Source organism: Coriobacteriia bacterium, from assembly GCA_013336165.1.
Classification (GTDB): Bacteria; Actinomycetota; Coriobacteriia; order Anaerosomatales; family JAAXUF01; genus JAAXUF01.
The window spans coordinates 47,170-64,591 of the sequence record JAAXUF010000010.1 but is presented as its reverse complement, the minus strand read 5'-3'; the positions used below and the strand labels follow the sequence as shown (position 1 = coordinate 64,591).

The window sequence follows — 17,422 nt, the reverse complement described above, 5'->3', positions numbered from 1 at the left end:
GGTCTCGCGCGAGCGGCGCGGCGCAGGGGCACTCATGCTGATCGAGACCGACGTCATCGTCGACGACGCCTCGGCAGCCCGAATCGCCGAGCAACCCGGGATCACAAGCGTGAGGCGCGTCTCGGCTGTATAGCGTCGCGGCCCGGGATACGGAGCCGATGGGTCGCATAACAGCGTCGGCCGGGAACCTTGGATACGGTTCCCGGCCGACGTTCAAGACCAATGCGGTTCTTGGGGACTTACTGCTTAGGCGGCACCGGAGGTGCCTTGGGTGCGACGGGAGGCGCCTTCGGCGCTCCGGCACCCGGAGCTCCGGGTGCGCCTGGGGCCTTCATGCCTGGTGCACCGGGTGCACCTGCGCCTGGTGCTCCCGGGCGGGGTGGCATTTTCGGAAGGTCTGCGCCGCACTTCTCGCAGACCTCCGCTGCATCAGCGTTGACGGCCTGGCACTTCAAGCAGATGTTCTGTATCGATACTGCTGCCGGTCTGAAGCACATATGTTTCTCTCCTTCTCAAGACACTTTCGTTCTACGCCGAACTCGCACGACGGGTAACTCGACCCGCTCGAGCACAACGCCACTACAGAGACTATCCCAGAAGACCGTGCGCTCCGCCATCACACCAACAGTAGGAAGTCGCCCGTCAGTATCGGGCAAAATGGCCTATTCCCGGCATACGCCTACATGATCGAGCCCTTCACGTCGGGCTCGCGTAGCAGTGGAGCTGCGGTGCCGGTTCCTTGACGCTCACAGGAGCTCTCAGAGTCCTCGGCTGCGTGTCAGCTAATCAAAGACCAGGCGCTTCCAGCCCACCTGCCTGCAGGAAACAACAGCCGATCATTATCGCCCAAGCATAGTGGGGCTTACGCATGGAATGCCACGCGCTGTTTGTGCGCATGCTGTCTACCACCCGTCGAAGAGAGGCAGTGGCCGAGATAGAGACGAAAAGCGACCTTCTACACTGGATCGAACGTCAAAAGTCTTCTACCGATGTAGGCAATTACGATGAGGAGCGCGCCTAGGATGCTAACCGCGATCAGGCCCGCAAACGCTCCGACGAAGCCACCTGTCGTGTCATATAGATAACCAACTGCTACTGGAGCGCCCGCGCCAAATAGACCGACTCCAACGCGTATGTTCGCGTGAATAGCCGTGTAGTCCTTTGATCCAAATATCTGTCGAATAAGCAACGGTATGCTCACCGACATCAATGAGTCATGAACACCAAAGAACAGTGCTGCCACTAGTATTACGTACTGGGCACTGCTGATAGGGATTCGGAATATGATGAGGGACATGAAGCCTAGTAGTCCCATCGAGACTACCACCAGTTGTAGCAGTGTAGTCTTCTGAACCCCCCACCTATCGTTGAGAACACCCATCAACAATCTATCCGCAATGCTTCCAATAGAGATTGCAGATATCAGAAGCGCCCCCGTGGCCGCACTGTAGCCAATCGATTGTGCAAACCCTGGCAGGTGGGGATTGATGCCGTGATAGGCAGCAACGACACCTCCAAAGACGAATAGGGCTATGAAAGAGACTGATTTCCAAGCTCTGGCGAAAGATATCCCGTGACGTTGCACTGAACCGCTGTCTTCGGAGGTCTCTTCATACCCATAGGGTTTCATGCCCATGTCTTCAGGCCGCAAGCGAAACACAAACAGTGTCCACGGAAGGATGCACGCAATACAGATTAGACCCGCAATGCCATAGGCAATCCGCCAGCCAAATGCGGAGATGTAGTAGTTCAGTAGCGGTGCAAATACCGCTGCACCTATTCCTGAGAAGGACGTCACGACGCCGTATGCTATGCCGCGCTTCTTCGAAAACCAGTTGCATATCATGCTTGCAGCCGGAAGAATGAAGATGCAGGAACCCGCAAGACCAAGCACCAGACCCGAGAGTTGCCATTGCCAGACCTGTGTATACGTTCCCATGAGGGCTATCGCTCCGGCAACCAAGACGGCACAGATGCTCATGATCAGGCGCAAGTTCAGCTTGGTAAGATACTTGCCCACGAACGGCATGGCCAAAGTTGTCCCGATGAAATATGCGGTCAAGTACGTCGAGAGTTCCGCCCTTGTGAACCCGAGCGCCGTGCACACCGGCACAAAGAACACACCCGCCGAATCCATCGCAGCGCCGATCCCACCGGCCTGCAGAAAACAACAGCCGATCATTATGATCCACGCATAGTGAATCTTCCGTACGGATCGGCTTCCCTCGACTGCGCACATACTGTTCTGCCCATCTGTCAGATTGGCTGGCTGATTCACTTGTGGCCACGCAGCAGAAGAACGAGTTGTGCCCGCTGCCCGCGTCGAACACTCGGCCAGCGGGCACAACTATATCCTAGGAGAGCTTCCTAGCCTCAGAGAGGCTAGGCGACTAGTTCTGGGTTGTTCTTGGTCTTTCCGTTTATGTACAAGATGCCTACCAACGCTAAGGCCGCCATGACGTAGCAACCCACCCAGGAAATCTGCCAACCGGCAAGTGTTCCTGAGACTCCGGCAAGACCGCCAAGGAAGACCAGAACGAACGAGGAGAGGTACTGACCACCGTTCTGAACTCCAGCGAGAATCGACAGTCCCATCGTCGCAGACTCGCGCGGCAGTGCCCTAACCGTGGCCATGATGAGGGCTGGGTTGAAGATGCCGAAGCCAAGGCCCCAGACGATTGCACCAAAGTAGTAGTTAGGAATGCTGACCTTCGTAACAAGGATGAGGAATCCTGTTGCCACAAGGACGACAGACGCCGGGAGTTCAAACCCTTTCGTGTACTTCCGGATGTAACCGTATAGCGTTGCGCCAACCGCTGACGACAAGGTAACCGTTGTCAGCAGGGTTCCGGACAGCGCAGCGGTTCCGAGCTTGGTCTTTGCAACCGTAATTGCCATGTTGGTGAACATCGAGAACTGGAAGAAGTTGTAGACACCAGCCCAGATGATGATTACCCAAACCCACATGGACATCTGGGCCCTACCCGACCCCACGGGTATGGGCTTCACATCAGGTTCAGGCAGCTTGATCGCTACAAGCAGGATGATCGGAACGATGAACAGATAGGCGATGAACGTGTATCTCCAAGACATGACGGCGAGCGCTCCACCGATGAGCTGGAATGCCGATCCCGACAACGCGCCCACAGCGGTCTTGTATCCCATTAGCCGATCACGTACATCGCCCGAGAACAGGTCCGCGATGAACGAGCTTGACATCGGGAAGATCATGCCTCGCCCAAAACCGAGCACGATACGAGCAATCAGAATGCTGTTGATGTCGTTCAAGAAAGCAGGTGCGATGCCGCCGAGCAACGTGCAGAGCATGGCGATCCACAGGATCGTCCTCTTCTTCATGAAGCGCTCAAGCACACCCACGGCGATTGCGCCGAAGATCGCCATCAGAGACGGGAGACTCTCGATCTGCTTGACCGTCTCGACGGGGACGTTCGGAAATGCCTTTGTGATCGCGCCAAGGGCTGGCGTCGAGAAGCCCTTCGCGTACTGGAACGTGATGACCGCTAACGCGGCGGCTTGCACCCCAAAACCATAGTTCTTCTTGATTACGTCAGCAACCGACGTCTTCACTTCTGGATCCTTCTCCATCAGACACCCCTTCTAAGCATCGACAGTTGTTATTTTGCTCCAAAGAGACTTATCAATTTCCCTATGTCGTTTAATTCCTCCATATTCTCGACAAGATCTTTGGCCTCTTCTGCAACTTGATCTGATATCGTCTGTGTGAACTTCAGATTCAGACGATATTTGTCAACAATCTCTTCATAGCTCATCGGATTCTTGAAGATGTCGCCCTTAGGGACTTCAGTCCTGGCGAAGTAGACTGCGCCGTCCTTCATTTTCACCTCGACGTTCGCCGTCAGATACTCCGCAGGCTCCAGACTGTCGACCAGCGTGATCTTGTCCAAGAGCGCCGTCAGTTCGGGTTGATTCATCATTTCAGGAGCGAAATGCTCCGGGCGCACCGTCTTGCGCAGAATCGCGTTGGCAGAAGCGAATCGAATGCTGAAGGCCCCACTGATTTGCGGTGTATCGCCCATCTCAAAGGGCTGCCCGACGAAGCCCTTCAGGGTACGAGGAGTGACGTGAATGACCACTGCTTCAATGTCTTCGACGTCTACGCTGTTCTGCGTAACGATTTCGACGCAGGCGTTGATTGCCGGGTGGGTGGCACGACAGGCCGACCAAGGCTTGATTACGCAATCCGCGTAGTAGATCTCTCCAAGACCCCTCATGAGCTTCTCGGGATCGGGGTTCCCGCAGTACATCTTGAAGAACCCGTGGGACCCGCCGATCGCGTCGCGCATTGCCGTGAACCCCATCTGGGCAAACTCGGCAGAGAAGATCGCGTTGCGCGCGGACAGACACATCGGAAGCTTGAAACTCATGGTCTTGTCATCGATGTTGTCAATGACTCCCGAGAGCTGGTTCTCGACTATTCCGAGCGCCTGGTCGAGTTGGACGGTATTAAGACCGAGAAGCCTACCGGCTACAGCGGTCGCGCCAAGCGCGTTCATCGTCCCGGTGTTGTCCCAACCTCCGTAGACGTCGAACCCCGATGCCGATCCGAGTCTAGCCGTGAGATCGTCACCGAGTGCAAGCGCCGCGAGCAGCTCTTTGCCGCTTGCCCTCTGCTTCTCCGCGACTGCGAGAGCAACCGGTACCGTAGTGCCGCTGATGTGCGCCGCGCTGCTCGTATGATTCTCTCCTTCAGCTTCAATAGCCTCGAAATCGAAGGAGCGCATCATCATGCTGTTGACCATTGCCGCATTGTGGGCCGGCACCTTGAGGCCATGAACCAAGACTGTGGATTCGCCTTGCCCGCCCCAACGAGTCGCCAACTCAACCAGTTCTCCGCACCCCGGGGCACGCGCGCCAGCAGCGATGACGCCAAGTGAGTCCAGAATCCTGACCTTCGCACGTGCGATCGCCTTGGCGTCGATAGAATCGAACCCGGTTTCCACAAGATGCTTGCATACCTGTTCCGTGACGTTCACTTCTTCCTCCTCCCGTACTCGATCTTCCGGAGCTGAGCTCCTATCCACCTCCTGATGGACAGGAGCTCAGCATCTCCAAGAGTCGTGACGCCTAGCGGGTGAGAAGCGCCCAGCGAGTTTTGCCGTCGAGCTTCTTGGCAAGGTCCTCAACTTCGCCGTGATACATGCACCAGGCCTGGCAGTGCTGTACGCACATCGGCATCTTGCCCTCGGCCACACGGTCCTCGCACATGTCGCACGCCTTGGTCAGCACGGGAAGGTAACTCCACTCCCACGTACCGGCCTGCTCCGTCGCCTCGTACTTCCAGGGTCCGGTCTCTGTAAGCTTGATGCCGAATTCGCCCTTCGGCAGATCGAGATGCTTCTTGCAAGCCACCTCACAGCTGTGGCAGCCGGTGCAGTACTCGTAATTGACGAGAATTCCCTTCATGTTTACGCCTCCTATCTCTGCCCACGGGTTTCGCCACGGACGTAGTCGCCGAATCCGCCGAGTCTCGTTACCTGCTCGCCTGGCATCGTGTCGCCTTCTTGGCACTTGTAGACACGAACCAGGAAGCTCTTGATGCCGGAACCGATACCGCCTTGACCGGTCTCAAACGCCTTGGTCAGGTTGTTCGGATTCGAGTCGAACGTACCGAAGAGAACCGGCTCAGCGGCCTCTTTCTCCGGGAACCACCAACCGTGCTCGGCGTGCACGACACCTGGCTTGATGCCTACGAACAGGGTCGCCTTCTGCCTGAATCGACCGTGGGGGCTCTCGATCCAAATCCAGTCGCCTTCGCTGATGTCGTACTCGGCTGCGGTACTGGGGTTGATCATGACGAGCGGATCCGGATGGAACTCGCGCATCGTGGGAAGCTGACGGTTCTCGCTGTGGAAGAACTCGTAGGAGCGGCCACCGCACGTCGCGATGATGGGGTAATCCTTGAACATCTCGGGATTGGCAGGGCCATCTTTGGGCTCAATGTGATACGGCATCGGATCGACACCCCAGTGGACGTATCCATACGACCAGAGCTCGAAGCGCCCGGTCGGAGTATCGAAGCCCAAGGCTCCGTCCTCACGGCACATGCCCTTCTCGTACTTCTTATACGTGGCGTCCCAGTCCCAGTACTTGAACCCGCCCCGAGCCTGAAGCTCCTCGAAGTCGCCTTCGTACGTGGTTCCGTTCTTGGCACGTTGGTCAGTGAGATACCAAGTGGAGAATTCCTTGTCGTCTTTCCAAGGCCAGTTGTCGGGAACAAGCGCCTTGCCGATCGTCAGAACGATATCCTCATCCGATTTTGCCTCGTAGTAGCTCGAGCACTTGGAGATGGAGCGGGCCGGAGTCCACCACGTGCGAACGGAGTTGCGTTCGCAGCTCATGGCGACGGGAAGTACGATGTCGGCGCAAGCGACTGCGGTCGGGGTCATGAACGGATCGGCCACGACTACGAAATCGATGCTCCTGATTGCCTCGAGGATGCGAGGGGCATCCATCGCAGAACAGGCCAGCGGGTTTCCGCTCTGGATCCACATCATCTTGATGGGATACGGCTCCCCTGTTTCGACAGCATGCAGAATGGTGTCAGATGCCGCGCAGGAGACGATGTCCGAATTCTCGATACCAGCCGAAGAGGTCAGCTTCTTGGCATATACGTCTCTCGGAATCAGGTCGTCACCGAGGCCGTAGCGCTTCTCGATGTCGAACGCGCACTTGATGAGCAAGTTGCCACCCGGGTTGTCAACGTTTCCGGTGATGGCCATGAGATCGCATGCCGCAGAAGTCACGCCGAGAGCAGATATCTGCTGCTCGAACGCAAGCCCCCACTGAATCGAGGCGCTGCTCGCGTTGGCGTACATGCGCGCCGCGCCAACGATATCGTCAACGTCGAGACCGCACACTTCAGCCGCCCACTCCGGAGTCTTGTCCTGGATGGACTCGACAAGCTGCTCGTAGCCGAAGCACCAGTTGTCGATGAACTCATGATCGACAAGGTCCTCGGTGATGATCACGTTGAGCAGCGCCATACCCAGAGCCGCGTCCGTGCCGGGGCGAACCTGTAGGAAGTACTCGGCCCGCGAGCCAAGCCACGTCAGACGAGGGTCGATCGAGATGATCTTCGTTCCCATCTGCATGCACTGGACAATCCAGTGTCCGAGGAAGCCGTCGGCGTTTGACTTCAGCGGCTCGTTGCCCCAGACCATGACGACTTCGGGTGCAACGAACTTCTCGCTCGCGTACCGATCCTCGTGGCCCTCCGAGACGTCGATGATCGTCATCTCGCCCATCTTTGCCGAAGCGCCGATCATGCGCGGCAGATAGCAGGCAAAACCCGTGAAGCCGAAGTTCGAGACGTTCGGAGTCTCGAGGCCGGCCGAGGCGAAGTACGGAAGCTGCCAGCCGATGTTGCGGCCAGTCCCATGCACGAGCGCAATCGAGTTCGAGCCGTATTCCTTCTTGACCGCATTCGTCTTCTCTACGATCTCGGCGACTGCGTCATCCCAAGAGATGCGCTCCCACTTGTTCTCGCCACGCTCGCCGGCGCGACGCATGGGGTACTTCAGGCGCGATGGGTTGTTGACTGCTTCGACCATGTCGAGGCAGCGCATGCAAAGCTTCCCACCGTTGAACGGCGCAAGCGGATCGCCTTCAATTCCGACGAGCTTCTCGTTCTCGTCGGTGAAGAGGAGAATGCCGCAGCCGTTGTGACAGCCAGGGGGTGACCAGTGGTTCGTGCGAGTAACGGTGAGGTCTCCCTCTTTCCAACGCCACTCGCCTTCGTGATAAGCCTTACGGTTGAGAGTCTCGAGAAACTCCTTGTAATCTGCCATTCCGCTCTCCTTTCGAAATTACACTCAGATGAACGCCGCACGTTTGCGATGCCAGCCCTTGCCTCCTCTCCCGACGATGCGTACAGACAACGACTGGCGTCTTCTCTTCCGGAAACGCTCGTTGTGCCCTGACTTCGAGAAAGCGCGAGGAACTGCTTCCTGACGCCGACGTGATCCTACTCAGCTTCGACCGCGGGGACATTGCCCCGGATATATGACTTGATTGATGACCCTATGCGATAGAGTATTACTTAGGCCTCTGACCTGCGGTTTTATGGTCAGATGAGAATGAGATGATGGGTCTGCTGGGCGTGATCACGGAGCGGAGTACGGCATGCACGCAGATGCGTGGAAGGCGGGGCCATATGCCACACACTGCCGTCCGGGCGCGCTGCCCGCCTCGGCACAACCGGGGCTGCTACGTTGCAGAGTCGCTGCCCAAACCAGACGTCTCGAAGAGTCCCTACTCCTTCGCCTGTTCCCCTTCGATGATGTCGAGCAGCTCCTGCTTCGAGTGCACATTCAGCTTTTTGTAGATTGCATAGATGTGGGTGCGGACCGTGTGGTTTGACAGCACCAAGGCCTCGGTGATGTACTCCGTGTCCCTGCCCTTAGCAAGCAGCGTCATCACTTCGAGCTGTCTTTCCGACAGACCGAATTGCTCCGCGATCTGCTCGCAGCGACCTTTTCCGTCCTTGGGTTCCTGCTGCGCGGGAAAATAGTCGGAGATGATGAACGTGCCGAATACTACGAATAGGGCAGCCGTTGAGATGATGATCACGACTGCCATCTCATTGGTTCTGGCAGCGCCGGAGAACGCCAAGTACCCTAGAACCCAGCCGATCAGCGCACCAATGACATTGGCAAGTCTTCCGTAAGAAAATGCCCCCAGCGAGTAGCCTGAGCGACTGACGACCAGTACTTGGGCTTGGCGATTCACGATTGATCGGCAGAAGCACGCCGCGAGAAGAACGCACGAACATGCGAACCTGCCTGGGGCGTTTACGAACGGCATCGGCAGTATCGTGAGCGTTATGAATGGAATGGTCCATCTGGCCATTAAGGGCTTGAGGTTCTTGCCGAATCTCCTGCTTGCAAATGCAATGAAGAACCCCGCTGCGACAATACTCATCCCAATGAACAAGGCGCCGTATGCCGATACGAACCCGATAGCAGAACTGCCTGCCAATCCCATTGCAATACTGTAGATCAGTGACGACAAAAACGGTTTGCCTGCAATCAGCGCTCTAGCTTTCTTTGGAGTATCTCTTGATACCGGTATTGCCGGAAGCTTCCCCGATAGAAACCCGCAGAGGGATGCCGAGAGCATCGCTATAACAGAGATCGCAATTATCAGAGGAGTGTACTGCATATATGAAACTATGATGTAGAGCGTACCAGATATGATAGTTGTAGTGATTGCATACAGATCCAGACGCCCACGATCCATAGATCCGAGAAAGTGCACCCAATTGAGCACTAAACATGCGTATCCTATGCCTGATATTCCCCATGCAATAATAACAAATGGTGCGCCCACCTTAGGAACAAGTAGAATAGCGCATGTTATGATAGCAATTGCAAACGGTATTACGGAGAATATGGTTGCTCTCTTCTTTGATGTCATTCTTTTAGAGAGCAACCATATCACTACAAAGGTCAATGTGAGAAAAGAGAGAAACGTGATACGGCACAGCTGTTGCAGAGACTGCCCTGATGCCGTCGCAGTTATTGGAGCGGGAGAGTAATACAGCAAGAGGGACCACGTAGAGCAAAGAGAGTATCCAATCAAGCCCAAGCTGAAAAGCAAGTTCGTCGACCACTTGTCGACCTCAGTCAGGGACTTCCAGTCGGTCAAGAACGAACCGTGCGGACTGACGGGTTCTCTCATTGGGTCTCCGTTACCGAAAGAAGTTCCCTCTGGCTTCAGTGCATGACATAAAGATTGTACTGCCTAGGCAACGTGCCTACGTATCGGCTTCACGGGGATCGGTCTCCTCGATGCGACAGCGCGATACGACTCCGAGAAGGCGTCTTTCGCATGAGCGAATACCGTGCCTCACGAACCTTCTCGGCCCCACATGCCCCGCTTGGATCCTTGGAGCCTGCTGTGGACTGTCCGCCGGGGATAGCCAACTCTCACTCAGCGGTATGGCTCCTCATCATCCAAGCAGGAAACCGGCCGGGGGCAAACCCCCGACCGGTTCGAGTTGGAGCACTCAGCAGCGACTAGGGGATGAAGCAGACGACCGTATCGCCCTTCTCGGCCATCTTCGCAGAGATCTCCTCCACAGGCACAACTTCCATACAGTTGCCCAGACAATGAAGCACGCATGCGGGCAGCTTCCCGGCCTCAGTCCTGTCAATGCACAAGTCACAGAGGTCGGTCGGAACAGGCACATAGTTCCATGTCCACTTGCCACCGAGCTTCATGGGGCCCATTTGGGTAAGCCGGATGCCCCACTCTTCGAGGGGGATATCGTGTTCGTTGCGGCACGACACCTCACAGGCATGGCAACCAGTGCAGTACTTGTAGTCGATCAGCAATCCATGGGTTTTCACAGGATACCTCCTTCTCTAATCCTCGACGGGGATCTCGAAACTATCAACCTTGCGGATTTGGCACATCACATTCTTGTAGGGCGCGCCGAAGCCGAGCTTTCCGATGGTCTTGTGGGGGATCATGCTGTTGATGCTCGACTTCCAGACACCGAAGAGGTTGGGCTCCTCGCCCTCCTGCTCCGGGTACCACCAGCCGTGCGCCGCGTGAACGACGCGAGGATCGACGATGGGCGAAAGATGGGCCTTCTCAATACCGCACCCGAGCTGATTCTCGATCAGCACCCAGTCGCCCTCTTCGATGCCGTATGCGGCGGCCGTATCGGGATGAATCTGAACGATGGCATCGGGTGTGATGGCGCGAAGCGACGCGATCTGACGGTGCTCCGAATGGAAGGAGGCCGTGTTCCTGCCGCCTGTGGTCATGACCAGGGGGTACCTCTCGGCATCTTCGGGCTTGCTGATCTGGCTGTAGACAGGCTCCTCGAAATACGGGAGCGCGTCTTCGCCCCAACCCGGGTACAAGCTCGACTTGAGCTCGATCATTCCTGTCGGCGTGTTGAAGCCTGGCTCACCGTCTGATCTCAGGAGGCCTTTCTCGTACTTCTTGTACTCGAACTTCTGCTGGATGACGCCGATGTCCTGGAACTCAGGGAACGTGACTCCCAACGACGGCTTGATCTGCTCGGTGAAGAAGTCCGAGACTGTCTCCCAGGGCCATGCCTTGGGATTGAGACGCTTGCCGACCAGGAAGTCGAGCTCAAGGTCCGAGATGCACTCACCAACGGTGACCGCCTTGTTCATGGCCATGACCGCGTGGGTGTTACGGCCGAAGTGCGGCAGGACGATACCGTCGTGCTCGGCGAAGGTGGACATCGGCAGGAAGAGGTCGCATAGCGCCATCGCCGTGGGGGTCATGAAGAGATCGTTCACGACGTTGAACTCGAGTCTCTTCAGGGCGTCGTACCAACGCTTCGGCTGAGCCGCTGATGTGTTGGCCAGCAAGTTGGACGAGTAGAACCATGCCATCTTGAGCGGATAAGGCTTCTCCGTCTCCAACGTGTCCAGAATGCAGTCGGGGTGCGCGATGACATGAGCGGCAGTGAAGCCGACGTACTTGGGGTCGGTGATCTGCTTCTCGATCATGCCCGGAGGAAGCTGCTGGGCGCACTCATAACGCCACTTGCCCATGAAGCTCGCCGGCACTGCCAGCGTCACGCCACCGGGGATATCGAAGTTGCCGGTGATAGCGACCAGCGCGAGGAAAGCGTGACCCGCCTGCACACCGTTGGTGTTCGTGTCGATTGCGAGACCCCACATCGCCGAAGAAGGCGAGTTGGTTGCAAACGCCCGCGCGGCGGCTGCGATTGTCTCTTTGGGAACCCAGGTGATCTTCTCAACCGTGTCGAGGTCATACTCGGCAGCGCGCGCGGCCAATGCCTTGAAGCCGTAGCACCACTTCTCGACGAAATCGTGATCGTAGAGATCCTCAGAGATGATGACGTTCAGCATACCGAGGCCAAGTGCGGCATCGGTGCCGGGACGTAGCTGCAGATGGTACTCGGCCCGGACGCCGATCCACGTGAGACGCGGGTCGACCGTAATGAACTTCGTGCCGCGCTTCATCAGGTCGATGATCGCGTGGCCGAAGAAACCGTCGGGGTTGGAGAACAACGGATCCTTGCCCCACATGAGAATGTACTTGGGGACTTCGTAGCCCGGGTGATCGTAGCGATCCGGGAAGTACGCAGCGTAGTCCAGCTCGGGATAGCCGGCGCCCAGAAGGAAGTCTGCAACACTGACTCGAGGTCCGTAGCAGGAGTCTCCACTCATCGGGAAGCACGAGTTGGGAGTTCCCAAAGCGGCATACGCCAAAGGACTCTTGTAGAGGGTTGCCTCGCGGCCGGTGCCCTGGAAGGCCACGATCGCCTCGGCGCCCCACTCGGCCTTGATGTGGTTCACGCGCTCCTCGATGATGTCGAGGGCCTCATCCCAGGTGATGCGTTCCCACTTGTCTTTGCCGCGGTCTTCGCGGGCGCGCTTCATCGGATAGATGATGCGGTCCTTGTGATACATATACTCGGGAAGTGTCAGGCAGCGAACGCACAGTCTCCCGTTTGTGATGGGATGCTCCGGATCTCCCTCAACCTTGACGACCTTGCCGTCCTTCACGTGGAGGTACATGCCGCACCCTACCGGATGATCGCCTGGAGGCGACCACGCGCAGGTACGGAACTTTATGACACCGTCACCACAGTCCACGATCCTTTCCGACATCACATGCTCCCTTCTCTGTCTCAGATTCTTATCTGCTTTGAACAACCGGTTCCTGGCTCTCCCCACGTCATTCCGAGGAGCAGTCGCGGGGCGTAAGGCTACTCAGACGCCGAAGGAGCCTTCGGTGCTCCGGGGGCCTTCGGCGCTACTGGTGCTTTCGGTGCTCCGGGGGCCTTCGGTGCTCCTGAAGCACCGGGAGTTCCGGGAGCGGCTTCTTGTAGACTCTCAAGTGAAATCTCGCAGAATGGGCATTCTTTGGGCAGCTGTCTCGCGATGCGGTTGATCCTCTTCCCGCATCCCGGACACTGCACCGGCCCCAATTCCGCTTCTGCTGGCCTAAAGCACATCTCATCTTCCTTTCCGCAGAGCGACCACACCAGGCCTTTTGGCCGGGACGGGGCATCGTCTGCGCTAGCGGTCCGCTGTTGCTAGGAGTGTAGGCAACGATGTCGCCGACAACATTGACCCGGATATATGACTTGGGGATGAGCCCTATGTGACCAAGTCTTAGTCGGGCCTCTGAACTGCGGTTTGTCGCCTGAAGAAAGACGAATGAGGGTACAAGGGGTTTGAGAATGCGCAGAGCGGTGGCGCGGAATGCAGCCTGCTCAGGTTCGCTCTCTCGGGATGTTGAAACGTTCGATCAGGTCCATCAACTCGTGACGCGAATGGACACCCGTCTTCCGATAGATGTTGTATATGTGGGCTTTCGCCGTGTGGTTCGAGATGAAGAGCTTGTTTTCGATGTACTCGGCATTACGGCCCTTGGCCAGCAGGAAAAGCACCTCACTCTCGCGAGACGAGAGTCCGTAGCGGTCTGCGACCATCGAACAGCGCTGCTTCCAGAGACTCTTTCCCCGCGAGCTTGAGGGACCGGCGTCCTGCTCCTCGCTCGAGTCCCCCCGCGGCGAAGAAAGCGCCACTCCGTCGGTGTACGGGTCTTCCACGATGAGGGCGGCGATGAGGATGAACATGCACATCAGCCCGATTGGCACGGCGATGACAAGCGCTCCATCGGCGACGCGAAAGGTCCCGTAACCCAGTAGCCATCCGGCCATCATCCCAAAGGCCCCAGCCACGCCACTTATGCTGAAGACCCGCACAGGCGAAAGTCCCGTGAGTCCGACTTCCTTCGATGCCACGCCGAGGTTCACGATCACGTGAGTCATGAACACAAAGAGGAGAAAGGCGTTGCAGAGAACCCGTCCTGTCACTCCCAGAAACGGCATGGGGAACAGGCCCACGGCCACACAAGGCGCGAGGAGTTTGAGCAGCAGGGTTCTCGTGATCACATGGGTCTTCCTCGCGTCGAACAGTATGACGACGCAGGAGAGGCCCACCGCACCACCCAAAGCGAACATGACACGAGGGGTGAGGAGTGCTTGTTCCACAAGGTAGTAGAGCGAGAAGCTGAGGCCGACACCGAACACGCCTGTCATCAATGCCGATTGCCATGAGGGACCAGAACGGTCATCCGCCTCTGAGATGCTTTCGATCTCTTCGCGAGACGAAGAACGCCAGAGATTCTGCAACGACACAAGGATTACCATCGAGAGCAGTTCGAGGATTGTCGCAAGTGCGAATGAGGTCGATCGGCCAAGGAACGAGATTCCCAAGGCGAGGAGCATCGCGAGCAACACGCTGCCGGCCAAGTAAGGCAGACCCCTGCTGCGCCCATGTGCGGAGAAGAACCCGCCCCACAGGAGGAACACACAAGCTCCTCCTGCGCCGGCAAGTCCCCACACCAAGAAGACGACGTGGGCAATGTCGGCAAGGGACGGGAACAGCAACACCAAACAACTCGACAACGCCAACAGTCCGACAACCGGCAAGAACCAGCTTCTGCGCGAGATGAACTCCGCAAGAAGCCAGCAGACAAAGAGCGCTATCGCTGCGCCGGCGATCATGATCACGCGAACGAACCACGATTCGTACCAGGAATGGACGGCCGTTGGCGCTGCGGTAGTGAGAAGGAGGAATACCCAGGTGAGAGATGAGGAGAATCCTACTAGGCCAATGACAAGAAGAGAGCCCTCTTTCCGCGTTGCTGTCGCACGCGCATCGGAAATCGCACCGGCCATGTCGCTCATAGACAACTCAGAGGGATTGCGACTGACAGCAGAGACAACTGGGGCTCCATCCATCAAGTTGATGTGAAGGTTGGCGGCCTAAACAGTATACGACACGGGCCCTAGAGCAAGTACAGCGCCGTGCGAATCGTTCGACCTGCCGACGTGCGGCCGATCTGACTCTTCCCCACCATCTCACTGGTCATTCGGAGGCAGTTCACGCCGTGGAGTTCCCGTCAGCGACGCTTTTCTCCTTCGCGCACGCGGTCAAGCATGCCGAGCACACCCCATCGCAGCCCCGCGTCTTGAGCGTATTGCAGCGCGGGCAACGTACTTCTGCGGACTTAAGTCCGCACTTTGGGCATTTCACCTGTACCGTCATCTCGCCCATCGCCTCCCCTACGCGATCCTGAGTACGTGTGCGATCACGCCGCCGAGAAGTACCGCGAACCCCGTTGAGCCCGCCACCAGTCCGAACATGTAGCGCCAACCGCGCTCCTTGAGCACCACGACGGTCGAAGCGATGCATGGCACGAACAGCGTGATCGTGACCATGGCGACCAGGAGTTGCGGGCTCGTAAGGTCCATCGAGAAGAAGCCAGCGGCGCCGAAGTCGCGCCGGATCATGCCCATCACGAATGCGGTCGCCGTCTCGCGCGGAAGCCCGAGCCAGCCCGTCATCAGTGGTGCCGCCGCAGTGGTGATCCATCCGAGCGCGCCCGTCACCTTGAGCAGGCCGAGGACCAGAGTGCCCACCGCGAAGAACATCGTCACCTCGCGCATGAATCCCCAGGCCTTGATGCCGGTCTTGCGCAGCATGTTGTCGACGCGGGGCAACCGAAGAGGAGGAAGGTCGATCAGGAGATCGCTGGACTGCCCGGGCACGAGCTTGTGCAGCAGCGTGCCCAGCGCGATGAACACTGCGGCTAGGATGGCGAAGTATGCAACGGTGTAGATCGGCGCGGCCGTGGTCATGAGTGCGGCGACGATTGCGAGTTGCGCCGAACATGGCACGGTGACCGCCATGAGCGCCGTTGCGATGAAGCGCTCCCGCCTGCTGCCAAGAACCCGCGTGGACAGCGTGCCCATCGTCACGCACCCGAGGCCGAGGATGAACGGGATCACCGCGCGGCCATTGAGGCCCATCGAAACGAGTATGCGGTCCGTGAGCGTAGCGATTCTCAGAAGGTATCCGCTGTCCTCCAGAAGCGAAAGCAGCAGGTAGAAGGCCGTGACCAGCGGCAGTATCACGCCGAGCAGCGTTGAGGGCGCCATCGTAAGCAGCCCAAACTGCCCCGCCAGAACCTCGAAGACAGCAGAATTCGGCGCGGCAAGATGCCCGACCAGCCCCTGCACCCAAGGAATGTAGTGGCCTTCCATCAGCGTGCCCTGCAGGAATCCGACGAGATTCCCCGCCACCAGCTTGCCGATCACCACGTAGATCGCACCCAGCAGCACCAGCAGCATCGGAATGCCGGTGAGCGGATGCATCATCGCGTGCGATAGCTTCGCCGAGAAGCTCGCGCCCTGCAGCGACTCGGTGACGACGTGGCCGCACATGTCGTCGACGCGTGCGCGCCTGCGCAGGTAGATCGCATCGCGCTCCCCGCCCGGCTCGGCGCCCAGACGCTCGCTCACCGCCTCGTCGCCCTCCAGCACCAGCAGCGCCTCAGCACGCGAACAGCCGAGGCGCTCGGCGGTCTCGGCGAGTACTGGCGCAAGCTCCGGGTCAGCATGGCCGACACGCGCTCGCGGAATGGCGGCCTTGAGTTCGGCGATACCCTCGCCTTCGACAGCGACGGTCTCGACAACCGGCACGCCGAGCAGGTCCTCGAGCAGGTCGCGGTCGATGCCGACTCCTTGATGGCGCGCTTCGTCCGCCATGTTGAGCGCGACGACCATGCGCTTGCCCATGTCAGCCAGCTGCAGCGTCAGGAACAGGTCGCGTTCGAGATGCGCCGAATCGACCACGTTGACCACGATATCGCCCGACAAGATGATGTCGCGCGCGACGGTCTCCTCATCGGTGAACGACGAGACGCCGTAGACGCCGGGGGTATCCACCACATCATGCTCGCCGAGACGCCCGCGCGTCAGCTCGACCGTGGTACCCGGGAAGTTGCTGACGTCCACGTACGTGCCCGTCAATGCGTTGAAGACGACCGACTTGCCCACGTTGGGATTGCCGACAAGGACGACGGCCTCGGCACCCTCGCGAACGTGTGTCCCGCCGGCGGAGTGGCAACTGGCGTTGGAGGCGGCCATGCGAGACAGCCTATGCGTCCAGCATGCGAACGCTGATCCGCTCGGCGAGCTTGCGGCCGATAGCGATCTCCTGGCGGCCGCTGCGGATGACAAGCGGACCTGCGGGCACACGGGTGACACATTGAACGCACGCGCCCTCGGCCATACCGAGGCGCAGCGCTTGGACTCGAGCGTGAGGATCGTCGACTGAGAGGATCTCCATGCGCTCGCCCTTGCGCGCGCAGTCCAGCGTGCACGACTCGCAGATGGCGGGAACCGGAACCTCCGCGCTGGTAGTGGCGTCGCTCACGGCTTCCTCCTTCCACTCGTTCGACTTCGCCAACTTCGTTACTTAGCCTATGCTAATTCTATCTCTACGTGCATACTACTCCCCTCTTCGCCAACCCGTCAACGAAATCTTACATGTTTAGTAATGATTCGATC

The 17,422-nt window shown here is 58.2% G+C and carries 11 protein-coding genes and 1 pseudogene; 1 reads left to right on the top strand and 11 read right to left on the bottom strand.

Annotated features, from left to right (window positions below; all coding sequences use genetic code 11):
• Positions 1-297 precede the first annotated feature (297 nt).
• Positions 298-387: pseudogene (locus HGA39_07805) on the top strand (antitoxin).
• 568 nt (positions 388-955) lie between these two features.
• On the opposite strand, the gene HGA39_07800 reads toward HGA39_07805, so the two are convergent.
• The 11 genes from HGA39_07800 to HGA39_07750 form a co-directional block, all read right to left on the bottom strand.
• Positions 956-2,137, bottom strand: a complete 1,182-nt coding sequence (locus HGA39_07800) for an MFS transporter (GenBank protein NTW29246.1) — start codon at positions 2,135-2,137, stop codon at positions 956-958.
• Positions 2,138-2,382: 245 nt separating this feature from the next.
• On the bottom strand, positions 2,383-3,606 hold the full coding sequence (locus HGA39_07795) for an MFS transporter (protein ID NTW29245.1): 1,224 nt from the start codon (positions 3,604-3,606) through the stop codon (positions 2,383-2,385).
• Between the two features lie 29 nt (positions 3,607-3,635).
• Positions 3,636-5,015 (bottom strand): MmgE/PrpD family protein, encoded by a 1,380-nt coding sequence (locus HGA39_07790; GenBank protein ID NTW29244.1) that lies wholly within the window; start codon positions 5,013-5,015, stop codon positions 3,636-3,638.
• Positions 5,016-5,106: 91 nt separating this feature from the next.
• On the bottom strand, positions 5,107-5,445 hold the full coding sequence (locus HGA39_07785) for an oxidoreductase (GenBank protein ID NTW29243.1): 339 nt from the start codon (positions 5,443-5,445) through the stop codon (positions 5,107-5,109).
• Positions 5,446-5,456: 11 nt separating this feature from the next.
• On the bottom strand, positions 5,457-7,829 hold the full coding sequence (locus tag HGA39_07780; GenBank protein ID NTW29242.1) for a molybdopterin-dependent oxidoreductase: 2,373 nt from the start codon (positions 7,827-7,829) through the stop codon (positions 5,457-5,459).
• Between the two features lie 463 nt (positions 7,830-8,292).
• A complete protein-coding gene (locus HGA39_07775; protein ID NTW29241.1) occupies positions 8,293-9,720 on the bottom strand; it encodes a hypothetical protein in 1,428 nt (475 codons plus the stop codon).
• 338 nt (positions 9,721-10,058) lie between these two features.
• Positions 10,059-10,391 (bottom strand): oxidoreductase, encoded by a 333-nt coding sequence (locus HGA39_07770; protein ID NTW29240.1) that lies wholly within the window; start codon positions 10,389-10,391, stop codon positions 10,059-10,061.
• Between the two features lie 15 nt (positions 10,392-10,406).
• Positions 10,407-12,665, bottom strand: coding sequence for a molybdopterin-dependent oxidoreductase (locus HGA39_07765; protein ID NTW29239.1), 2,259 nt, complete (start codon positions 12,663-12,665; stop codon positions 10,407-10,409).
• 608 nt (positions 12,666-13,273) lie between these two features.
• A complete protein-coding gene (locus HGA39_07760) occupies positions 13,274-14,755 on the bottom strand; it encodes a helix-turn-helix transcriptional regulator (protein NTW29238.1) in 1,482 nt (493 codons plus the stop codon).
• Positions 14,756-15,133: 378 nt separating this feature from the next.
• Positions 15,134-16,999, bottom strand: coding sequence for a ferrous iron transport protein B (gene feoB / locus HGA39_07755; protein ID NTW29237.1), 1,866 nt, complete (start codon positions 16,997-16,999; stop codon positions 15,134-15,136).
• 10 nt (positions 17,000-17,009) lie between these two features.
• Positions 17,010-17,201 carry a ferrous iron transport protein A gene (locus HGA39_07750; protein ID NTW29236.1) on the bottom strand — a complete coding sequence of 64 codons (192 nt, stop codon included), beginning with the start codon at positions 17,199-17,201 and terminating at the stop codon, positions 17,010-17,012.
• Between the last annotated feature and the right edge of the window lie 221 nt (positions 17,202-17,422).

Bases quoted from the DNA above. Each gene is read 5' to 3' on its own strand.
- HGA39_07800 (NTW29246.1), bottom strand. From the start codon at position 2,137: ATGGATTCGGCGGGTGTGTTCTTTGTGCCGGTGTGCACGGCGCTCGGG.
- HGA39_07795 (NTW29245.1), bottom strand. From the start codon at position 3,606: ATGGAGAAGGATCCAGAAGTGAAGACGTCGGTTGCTGACGTAATCAAG.
- HGA39_07785 (NTW29243.1), bottom strand. From the start codon at position 5,445: ATGAAGGGAATTCTCGTCAATTACGAGTACTGCACCGGCTGCCACAGC.
- HGA39_07780 (NTW29242.1), bottom strand. From the start codon at position 7,829: ATGGCAGATTACAAGGAGTTTCTCGAGACTCTCAACCGTAAGGCTTAT.
- HGA39_07775 (NTW29241.1), bottom strand. From the start codon at position 9,720: ATGAGAGAACCCGTCAGTCCGCACGGTTCGTTCTTGACCGACTGGAAG.
- HGA39_07765 (NTW29239.1), bottom strand. From the start codon at position 12,665: ATGTCGGAAAGGATCGTGGACTGTGGTGACGGTGTCATAAAGTTCCGT.
- HGA39_07760 (NTW29238.1), bottom strand. From the start codon at position 14,755: ATGAGCGACATGGCCGGTGCGATTTCCGATGCGCGTGCGACAGCAACG.
- feoB (NTW29237.1), bottom strand. From the start codon at position 16,999: ATGGCCGCCTCCAACGCCAGTTGCCACTCCGCCGGCGGGACACACGTT.
- HGA39_07750 (NTW29236.1), bottom strand. From the start codon at position 17,201: ATGGAGATCCTCTCAGTCGACGATCCTCACGCTCGAGTCCAAGCGCTG.